General features: G+C 68.4%; 7 protein-coding genes. 2 read left to right on the top strand and 5 right to left on the bottom strand.

What is annotated here, in order from left to right; genetic code table 11:
- The 5 genes from phnE to Q0P59_RS06605 all read right to left on the bottom strand — a co-directional run.
- The coding region (phnE, locus tag Q0P59_RS06625) for a phosphonate ABC transporter, permease protein PhnE (RefSeq protein ID WP_295004841.1) at positions 1-1,344 on the bottom strand (1,344 nt) is incomplete at its 3' end.
- On the bottom strand, positions 1,335-2,159 hold the full coding sequence (locus Q0P59_RS06620) for a phosphonate ABC transporter ATP-binding protein (protein WP_295004839.1): 825 nt from the start codon (positions 2,157-2,159) through the stop codon (positions 1,335-1,337). The genes Q0P59_RS06620 and phnE, both read right to left, overlap by 10 nt.
- On the bottom strand, positions 2,156-4,729 hold the full coding sequence (locus Q0P59_RS06615; RefSeq protein ID WP_295004837.1) for a molybdopterin-dependent oxidoreductase: 2,574 nt from the start codon (positions 4,727-4,729) through the stop codon (positions 2,156-2,158). The genes Q0P59_RS06620 and Q0P59_RS06615 overlap by 4 nt, the downstream gene beginning before the upstream one ends.
- Complete coding sequence (locus tag Q0P59_RS06610; protein WP_295004835.1) at positions 4,726-5,385, bottom strand: 4Fe-4S dicluster domain-containing protein; 660 nt, start codon at positions 5,383-5,385, stop codon at positions 4,726-4,728. The genes Q0P59_RS06615 and Q0P59_RS06610 overlap by 4 nt, the downstream gene beginning before the upstream one ends.
- A 55-nt stretch (positions 5,386-5,440) precedes the next feature.
- Positions 5,441-6,316 carry a putative selenate ABC transporter substrate-binding protein gene (locus Q0P59_RS06605; RefSeq protein ID WP_295004833.1) on the bottom strand — a complete coding sequence of 292 codons (876 nt, stop codon included), beginning with the start codon at positions 6,314-6,316 and terminating at the stop codon, positions 5,441-5,443.
- A gap of 309 nt (positions 6,317-6,625) precedes the next feature.
- On the opposite strand from Q0P59_RS06605, the gene Q0P59_RS06600 reads away from it, so the two are divergent.
- Positions 6,626-7,990 carry a sigma-54 dependent transcriptional regulator gene (locus tag Q0P59_RS06600; protein ID WP_295004831.1) on the top strand — a complete coding sequence of 455 codons (1,365 nt, stop codon included), beginning with the start codon at positions 6,626-6,628 and terminating at the stop codon, positions 7,988-7,990.
- The gene (locus tag Q0P59_RS06595) at positions 7,969-9,981 is read left to right on the top strand and encodes a cache domain-containing protein (RefSeq protein WP_295004829.1); all 2,013 of its coding nucleotides are present in this window, start codon (positions 7,969-7,971) and stop codon (positions 9,979-9,981) included. The genes Q0P59_RS06600 and Q0P59_RS06595 overlap by 22 nt, the downstream gene beginning before the upstream one ends.
- The last annotated feature ends 3 nt before the right edge of the window (positions 9,982-9,984 follow it).

The following is a 9,984-nucleotide window of genomic DNA, read 5'->3' as shown; positions in this document are numbered from 1 at the left end:
GCCGGCCTGCGGCGCGGCGCCGGGCAGCGTGCCGTAGAGAAAGCGCACGCCGGCCGGCGCGCCGGCCAGGCGCAGCGCCCGGGCCGGGGCGGGCGGCGCGTTGTCGAGGGCTTCGGCGTACAGGCGGCCGAGCACGCCGGCGGTGTGCAGGGCCAGCGCCAGGGCGCCGGCGAAGGGGCCGAGGCCGACGGCGAGCGCGGTGATGGTGGCCCAGACCAGTTCCGGCACCGAGCGCAGGGCGTTGAGCACGAAGGCGAAGGGCGCATGCGGCTTGGGCAGGGCCAGCAGCAGGCCGGCCACGGCGGCGAGCAGGGTGCCGACGACCGAGATGGCCAGGGTTTCCCAGACCCCCTTGGCGACCTTGGCCAGCCACTCGGCCGAGAGGTCGGGCGGGAAGAAGCCGGCGACGAATTCGCCCATGCTGCGCGCGGCATCGGCGGTGAACAGCTCGCCGAAGCCGAGGTCCAGGAAGCGGAAGCTGGCCAAGGTGCCGGCGCCCAGCGCCAGCGCCAGCAGCGCGCTGCGCGGGCCGAACGGCGAAGGGCGGGCGGCCGGCGGCGTATCGAGCGCCCGGCGAAGCCATTGCGAAAGGCCGTCGGCGGCGAAGACCAGGACCATGAAGGCGAGCAGGATGCTGGCCGCCTCGCCGCCGTTGAGCATCTTCATGGCCTGGTCCATGAGCTGGCCGAGCCCGCCCGCGCCGACGAAGCCCATGACGACCGAAGCGCGGATGGCGCATTCCCAGCGGTAAACGGTGTAGGAAGCCAGTTCCCTGGCGGCCAGCGGGAGCAGGCCGTAGAGGATGGCGAGCGGCCGCCCGGCGCCGCTGTGGCGCAAGGCCCTGGCCGGGGCGGGATCGACCGATTCGAGGATTTCGGCATAGACCTTGGCGAGCATGCCGCCGTAGGTGAGGCCGAGCGCCAGCACGCCGGCCGCCGGGCCGAGGCCGAAAATGCGCACGAAGACGAGCGCCCAGACCAGTTCGGGTATGCCGCGCAAGACGGTGAGCAGGCTGCGCGTCAGCGGGTTGAGCGTCGGCCTTTCGCGCCCGGCCGCCGTCGCCAGGTAGCCGAGCGGCACGGCGAGCAGAAAGGCGAGCGCCATGCCGGCGCTGGCGATGGCCAGCGTTTCCAGCGTCGCCTTGGCGAGGTAGCCGAGAAATTCAGAACCCGTTTCCGGCGGCAGGAAGGCGGCCAGGAAATTGCCGATGACCTTGAGGTTGCCCGCATCGAACAAGGCGCCGGGCTTGACCTCGGCGGCCTGGAACAACGGCCAGAGGACGACGAGCACGGTCAGCGCGCCGAGCAGGCGCGGGCGTGCGGCGGGATCGGCCGTCAGCAGCATGCGGCGCGCGTCGCTGCGTCGTTGGCAGCCTGTTGTCGGGTCATGAAGGCCGGCTCGTGGGCCTGTACCGGCAGTTCGTCGCCTTCGCCGGCGTAGAGCTCGTGGAGCAGGGCGTCGCTAACGCGTTCGCTGGGCAGGTCGAAGGCAATGCGCCCAGCCTTGACGCCGACGATGCGCCGGAAGTTGGCGAGCGCCAGGTCGACGGCGTGCAGGCTGGCGACCAGCGTCGCCTTGCGCGCCTCGGCATCGGCCACCAGGAGGCGTATCGTCGCCTGGGCCAGCGCCGGGTCGAGGGCCGAAACCGGTTCGTCGGCCAGGATCAGGTCGGGCCGCTGGTAGAGCACGCGGGCGATGCCGACGCGTTGCAGCTGCCCGCCGGAAAGCTGGTCGCAACGGCAGAACAGCTTGTCGGCGAGGTCGACGCGCTCGAGCGCCGCCTGCGCCCCGGGCACGTCGATCGGGTAAAGCAGCGAGGCGAGCGCTTTCCAGGCGGGCCACTGGCCAAGCCGGCCGGCCAGCACGGCGGTGACGACGCGCTGGCGGCCGGGAATCGGCGGCGCCTGATGGACGGTGCCGATGCGGGCGCGCAGGCCTTTCAGGCTGGCCTGCCCGGCCAGGGCGGCATCAAGCACCGCGCCCTGGCCGGCAGTCGGCGCCAGCGCCGTGCCGATCACCGACAGCAGGCTGGTCTTGCCCGCTCCCGAGGGGCCGATCAAGGCGATTCGCTCGCCCTGGTCGGCGCGCAGCGAAATATCGGCCAGCGCCGTGAAGCCATTGGCGTGGGTCAGGCCCACGCAATCGAGATGAAAACTCATACTTTTTTTACCGTGCACACCGTGTCGAACCAGCTTTGCATGCCGGTAACGGGCGAAGGATGGATGGGAATGATGGCATTGAGATTGAAGCCGTTGCCGCGACCGCCGGAGGCCTTGTCCCACCACAGGTTTTCGGCCAGGTCCCAGTCTTCCCGGGCGGCGTTGCCGGTCGGGGAAGCAAAGCCGGGGTTGGCCCGGCGGCGTCCCTTGCGCCCCTCGGAAGCGCGGCCGCTGAAACCATGCCCGAGGCTGGCGCTGATCGCCACCACCCGCGGGTGGATGCCCTCGGTGACGACGACGCGCACCCGCTGTCGGCCCAGCATCTCGCCGGTGGGGTGCAGGGTATGGCCCTTCGGTCGATAGGTCGTCACCTCGACCCAGTCGCCGCTTTTCAGCGCATGCCGGCGGGCGGTGGCGCTGTTGATCCACAGCGGATTGTCGTGGACGATTTCGCTGAGGAGCTTTTGCGGCGCGGTACGGGCCTGGGTATGCACATTCCACTTGAAGGTGGTGAGGATCAGGCGGTCGGCCGGCAGGTTGAGGTGGGAAGGTATGGGCACGTAGTGGGGCCAGCCGTCGTCGGCGATGCCGACCTTGGCGGCGGCCTTGGCCACTTCCGCGTTGCACGCCTCGAACTTGCGGGAGGGCGTATCGAATCCCCGCCTTACCCGGTCGCCGCTGCGCAGGCCGATGGCCACGGCCTTGCCCTGGGCGTTGGTGCGCCAGACGATGCCGGCCTCGTCGCTGCGCGTGCCGGCCAGCTCGCTGTCCGCGATGTTCCGTTCGTAGGTGCGCCAGGCCGTGGGTTTCGCCGTGTCGACCCACAGCCCGTGTTCCTTGAGGTAGTCGAAGGCATTGGCGACGCCGGGAATGCGGATGTTCTCGCACTGCTGGCGCACGAACTCCTCGTGGTTGGCGAACTGGAAGTAGCGCGCCTGTTCCGGCCCGAGGCGCTTGCCGACGTTGATCAGGACGTCGGCAAAGCTGACGCATTCCCCCGGCGGCGGGGTGATCGGCTGGCGCAGCGCGATATAGGGCCGCATTTCGTAATTGTCGCGGTTGTCCAGGCCCCAGCGCTCGAGATAGCTGGCATCCGGCAGGATCATGTCGGCGTAGTGGGCCATTTCCGAATACACCACGTCGGAGCAGGCGTGGAAGGGAATCAGCGTCTCGTCGCAAAGCACCTCGACGGCCAGGGAACGTCCTTCCGGCCAGGTCAGGGGGGCCGCCAGGGTGTAGCTCAGATAGACGTCGAGCTTGGCGCGGCCGGCCTTGAGATAGTCGTAAACGATTTCGCCGACCCGCATTTTCTGCCAGCGGTTGGCCAGGGGCCATTCGGGCGGGTCTTCCAGGTCGGTGCGGATCTTCGGGCTGGGCGGCACCGGTTCCGGCTGTTTGACGCCAAAGCCGCCGAGCCCGGTCTTCATGTAGTTGTAGCCGCCTTCCTGGCCGATGGAGCCGACCAGGGCGTTGAGCAGGATCACCGCGCGGTCGTTGTTGAAGCCGTTGTAATGGGCCTGGCTGCCGCGGTTGGTGAAAGCCACCGCGGCCGGGGCCGCCGCGGCGAACTCGCGGGCGATGCGGCGGATGTCGGCAGTCTTGATGCCGCTTTCGCGTTCCGCCCATTCCGGCGTGTAGGGAGCGTAAAACGCGCGCAGCGCGGCGAGGTCGGCATTGACCCAGTCGTTGATGAAGGCCGCGTCGTGCAGCCCCGCTTCGAGAATGACGTGGCCCATGGCCAGGGCGATCAGCCCGTCGGTGCCCGGGAAGGGGGCATGCCATTCGTCGCTGCGGCCGGCGGTATTGGACAGGCGGACGTCGAAGGTGACGAGCTTGGCGCCATTGTTGGCGCGCCCCTGGGCGACGCGGCGGGCGAGGTGGATCGAGCCCTGGTGGCATTCCATGAAGTTCGAGCCGAAATTGAGGATGTAGCGGCTCTTGTCGGCGTTGGGCGTTTCCCAGTCGGTGTCGCCGATGGTGGCGTAGTTGGCGGCCCGCTTGTTGGACGAGCACAGGGCTCGGTGGTTGAGCGAGACCGGCGAGCCGATGGCGTTGAGGAAGCGGCTGAATTCGGCGCCGAGGCGGGAACGGCCCTGGTGCAGGGCGACGCGTTCCGGGTGGCCGGCGTCGATGTTGGCCTGGATGCGCCGGGCCAGCGTGGCGTAGGCCTCGTCCCACGAAATGCGCTGCCACAGGCCCTCGCCGCGCTTGCCGACGCGCTTCAGCGGGTAGAGCAGGCGTTCCGGGTAGGTATTGATGCTGATCGCTCCGACGCCCTTGGCGCACAGGGTGCCGTGGGTGTTGGGATCGGCCGGGTTGCCTTCGATGGCGACCAGCTCGCCGTTTTGCACCAGGCCGACGATGCCGCACACCGTCGAGCAGTTGAGGCAGGTGCTGGGCACCTGTTTCAGGTTCCGGTAATCGACGACCGGAACGGGCGGCGGCGCAGCCGGTTCGCTCATGCGGCGCGTCGCGGCGGCCGCCTCGTCGGGGGTCAGCAGGATCACTTCGCCGAGGGCCAGGGTGGCCAGGGCGCCAATGCCCTGCTTGATGAATTGACGGCGTTTCATGCCTGACCCTCCGTGGCCCAGGTGTCGATCTCGTAGGATGCCGGATCGTGCGGACGGCCGTTCGGCAGGCGGGCGACGACCTGCGGATCGGCGGCGCGGTAGCGCACCTGGGGCGAGCCGCCGCGGTCGATGGGCACGGCATCCCGGCCGCGCGACGAAGCGAGGAAGCGGCTGAGCGAACTGGCCGGGTCGGCCGCATCGCCGAATACCAGGGCCTCGGTCGGGCAGGCGGCGACGCAGGTGGGCAGCAGCGACGCGGCCAGGCGGTCGGAGCAGAGGTCGCACTTGTCGGCGGTTCCCTTGCCGGGGCCGGTGGCGATGGCGCCGTAGGGGCAGGCGCTTTCGCAGCGCGCGCCGCAGTGCTTGCGCCCGCTGCGGCAGGCGGCCTGGTCGACGCGAACGATGCCGTCGGCCCCGCGCGCGATGGCCTTGGCCGGACAGGCTTTCAGGCAGGGCGCATCGGCGCACTGCATGCAGAAGGCGGGCAGGAAATGGCGCTTGACCGCCGGAAAACTGCCGACATCCCGGTAATAGACCTTGGTGCGGAAATGTCCCAGCGGGACACGGAATTCGGCCTTGCAGGCGACAGAGCAAGCGTGGCACCCGGTGCACCGCTCGACATCCACCGCCAGCCGCCACTGCGGGGCTGGAATCATGGTTTGTCTCCTCGTGGATCGGGTCGCCCCGCAGGGCGACCCTGTGCGGTGCGGGTTACTTGAGCAGGCCGGCGGCGTGGGCAGCCTTCTCGATCCCGTCGTAGTTTTCCTTCTTGGTCGGGATGAATTTGGCCGCGCGTTGCAGGGCGAGGATTTCCTTGTGTTCCGGGTTGGCCGGATCGAGCTTGAGGAAGGCGTCGGTCAGCTTCTTGACGAGCGCCGGGTCGAGATCGCCGCGCACCGTCCAGTTGTAGTCGAAGTACGGCGGCGTGGTGGCGAAGACGCGCACCTTGTCGGTATCGACCTTCTTGGCCTCGACCAGCTTGTCCCACACCGAGGCGTTGAGCACGCCGGCCTCGGCCTTGCCGGCGGCGACGAAGGCGACGGTGGCGTCATGGGCGCCGGAGAAGGCGACGTTCTTGAAGTCCTTTTCCGGGTTGAGGCCGGCCTGCTGCAGGAAGAAGCGCGGCATCAGGCTGCCCGAGGTGGAGGACGGGGCGCCGAAGGCGAAGGTCTTGCCCTTGAGGTCGGCCAGGCCCTTGATCGCCGGATCGGCGGTGATGAACTTGGAGGTGAACTTGGCGTCCTCCTCGCGCTGGGCGATGGGGATGGCGGTGCCGTTGGTGCGGATCTTGGCCTGCACGAAGGTGAAGCCGCCGAGCCAGGCGAGGTCGATCTTCTTGGTGGCCAGCGATTCGACGACGGCGGCGTAGTCGGATACCGGGGTGAAGACGACCTTCATGCCGGTCTGCGCTTCGAGGTATTTGCCGAGCGGGGCGAACTTGCGCTGCAGTTCGGTGGGCGCTTCGTCGGGAATGGCCGAGACGCGCAGGACGGCGTCGGAGGCGGTGGCGGGGAGGGCGAAGAGCGATGCGACGGCGCAGGCGGCCGCAGCCTTCAGCGCCAGACGGCGCATGCTGGAATGGTTCATGTAAAGCTCCGATTTCGACAACAACCGCCGCCGTGCGGATGTCACGGCAGCTTACAAGGCGCCGGGGCGCCACCTGATACGTGCGGTACGCAGACCGCAAGCCGGCATTTTAGCCGTTTTACTGCATAGCAAGATCGAGACCATCGCAATGCGCCGTGTGGAGGCGCCGGTTTTGTGTCGGACAGGCCGCGCGCGGCGCGGAGGATGCGACTTTTTGACCCGCTCGCCAGGACAAAGTGACGCAACCGCCGAGGGGCCAGGCATGCGAAAATCCGGGCGGGGGAAACGATGACGATGCATGGCGGAAACATGGAAGAAAGCTTGGCGGGCATGAACGAGGCGCCCTGGCTGCACTATTCGGTGCTGGTGGTCGACGACGAGCCGGGAATGCTCAGCTTCCTGCAGCGGGCGCTGAGTTCGCGCTGCGGTCTGGTCGATTGCGCCGACAGCGTCGAGGCGGCGCGATCGCTTTTCCGGCGCAACCGCTATGACCTGATCGTCCTCGACATCGCCCTGCCGGGCGTTTCAGGCATCGACTGGCTGCACGAGCTGCGCCAGGACGGCTTTGCCGGCGACGTGGTGATGATGACCGCCTACGCCGATCTCGACACGGCCATCGACGCGTTGCGCGCCGGCGCGGCGGATTTCCTGCTCAAGCCGTTTTCGCTGGCCCAGGCGCTCAACGCGATCCAGCGCTGTTTCGAGCGTTCGCAGCTGGCCCGCGAGAACTTCGTCCTGCGCCGCGAGGTCAGCACCCATGCCGCCGACGTGGAGGGGGTGGTCGGGCAGTCCGACGTCATGCTCAGGGTTTGCGACCGCCTCAAGCGCATCGCGCCGACCCCCGCCACGGTGCTGCTCAGCGGCGAGTCGGGCACCGGCAAGGAAGTGGCCGCCCGCGCCTTGCACCGCATGAGCAAGCGTGCTGACGGACCGTTCGTGCCGGTTAATTGCGCGGCCATTTCGGCCGAGCTGATCGAGTCCGAGCTGTTCGGCCATATCAAGGGCGCGTACACCGGTGCCCAGCAGAGCCGTGAGGGCCTGTTCTACTACGCCCGGGGCGGCACCTTGTTTCTCGACGAGATTTCGGAGTTGCCGCCGGCCGCCCAGGCCAAGCTGCTGCGGGTGCTGGAGGAGCGGCGCATCCGCCCGGTCGGCTCGGAGCAGGAGGTGGCGGTGGACGTGCGCGTCATCGCCGCGACCAACCGGGATCTGAAAGCCGAGGTGGCGGCCCAGCATTTTCGCCAGGATCTCTACTATCGCCTGCAGGTGCTCGAGGTGACCCTGCCGCCGCTGCGCGAGCGGCCGGAAGACATTCCCCTGCTGGTCGGACACTTCACCGGCCTGCTGGCGCCGGGCCTGGGCGTGCCGCCGCTGGCGCTCGACCCGCGCACGCTGGCCCGCATGGCGGACTACGACTGGCCGGGCAATGTCCGCGAGTTGCGCAACCTGGTCGAGCGCTCGCTGATTCTCGGCTGGTTCGACATCGGCCCAGAGCCGGAGGTGGCCAACGCGATCCACGCGCCGGCCGGTACCGACGAAACGCTGGAAGCGGTGGAGAAGCGCCACATCCTGGCCGTGCTCGCGGCCTGCGACGGCAACAAGTCGGAAGCCAGCCGCCGGCTGGGCATCTCCCGCAAGACCATGGATCGTAAATGTCAGGCCTGGGGCCTCTGATCCTTCATCCCGACCGCTCGATCCGGGCGCGCCTGCTGCTGCTGGCGCTGGTCCCGCTCGGGGTCGTCCTGCCGCTGATCATGGCGGCGCTGGCGTATTGGGGCGGCAGCTATTTCGATCAGCTCCTGGCGACCAAGGTGCGCAGCGATCTGGCGGTGGCGCACGGCTATTACGAACGGGTGACCGAAGGGGTCGGGCGCTCGGTCACCAGCCTGGCCAGTTCGGATCGTCTGCTGCGCGCGCTGAGGCGCCATGCGGGTTCGCCCGCACCGGCCATTGCCGATACGCTCGCCGCCATGCAGGGGGAGCGCAAGCTCGACTTCCTGCGCTTCATGGACGTGGAGGGCGGGCGGCGCCTGGCCGGGCAGTGGCCGGTCGTCGCTTCGGCGCTGGCGGGCAGCGAACGCACGGTGACCGAAGTGTTTTCGGCCGAGCAGCTCGAGTCGATCAGGCCGGGGCTGGCCGTGTTCGCGCGGACGCCGATCGTCAGGACGACCAACGCCAAACCCGATAGCCGGGAGACCGAGGATCGCGGCATCGTCATTCATTCGGCGGCTCCGGTATTCGACGCCGCCGGGCGCCTGATCGGCGTGCTGGAGGGCGGGGTGCTGCTCAACAGGAACCTGGATTTCATCGACAACCTGAACGCCATCGTCTATCCGGACGGGGCCTTGCCTTTCGGCAGCGCCGGCACGGCGACGCTGTTCCTCGGCGATGTGCGCGTGGCGACCAATGTGCGCCTGTTCGGCGACACCCGGGCGATCGGCACGCGCGTGTCGGCCGCGGTGCGCGAGGCGGTCCTCGACAAGGGGCGTACCTGGCTGGACCGCGCCTTCGTCGTCAGCGACTGGTATGTCTCGGCCTACGAGCCGCTGCTCGACGGCCGGCAGCAGCGCATCGGCATGCTCTACGTCGGCTTCCTGGAGGAGCCTTTCATCAAGGCGCGCTGGCATGCCTTCGCTGCCGTGGCGGTGTGTTTCGTGCTGGCCATGGTGCTGGCCGGCGCCTTTGCGGTGATTTCGGCGCGGCGCGTGTTCAAGCCCATCGAGCGCATGCACGCGACGATGACGGCCATCGAGCAGGGCGATCACGATGCCCGGGTCGGCAACGTGGAGAGTGCCGACGAACTGGGGGTCATGGCGGCCCACTTCGACCGTCTGCTCGATCAGCTGCAGGCGCAGGCCGGGTCGCTGAAGCGCTGGGGCGAGTCGCTCGATATCAAGGTCGCCGAGCGGACGGCGGAGCTGGAGCGGGCGGTGGCCGATCTCAAGGCGGCCCAGTCGCAACTGGTGATGAATGAGAAACTGGCCGCCATCGGCCAGCTGACGGCCGGCGTGGCGCACGAGATCAACAACCCGATCGCCGTCGTCCAAGGCAATCTCGACGTGCTGCGCGACGTGCTCGGCCCGCGTACCGAGCCGGTGGCGCACGAGATCAAGCTGATCCACGAGCAGGTCCAGCGTATCCGGCTGATCGTCGCCAAGCTGCTGCAGTTCGCCCGCCCGCAGGATTATGTGGGCTATCTCGAGCCGGTCGACACCTCGGTCCTGCTCCAGGATTGCCTGCTGCTGGTGCGCCATCTGCTCAACAAGGGCGATATCGCGATCGAACAGCACATCGATTCGACCCGGCGCATCGTCTGCAACAAGAACGAGTTGCAGCAGGTGGTCATCAATCTGTTCGTCAACGCCATCCAGGTCATGCCGAACGGCGGCGTGCTGAAGATTTGCGTCGAGGATTGGGACGAGGCCGACATGCCGCTCGGTATCCGGCTGATCGTTTCCGATTCCGGCCCGGGGATCAGCGAAGCCGACCTGGCGCAACTGTTCAAGCCCTTCTTCACGGCCAAGAAACCGGGCGGCAACGGCCTGGGGCTGTGGGTCAGCCAGGCGCTGGTCGAGCGTTACGGCGGGCGGATCACCGCCCACAGCGCGCCGGGCAAGGGCGCCAGCTTTACCGTCTGGCTGAAGCTGGAGCCGCAGGGATTGTGAGTG

Source organism: uncultured Dechloromonas sp. (genome assembly GCF_945957265.1).
GTDB lineage: Bacteria > Pseudomonadota > Gammaproteobacteria > Burkholderiales > Rhodocyclaceae > Azonexus.
The sequence above is the reverse complement of the archived record's forward strand: the minus strand, read 5'-3'. Positions and strand labels throughout refer to the sequence as shown.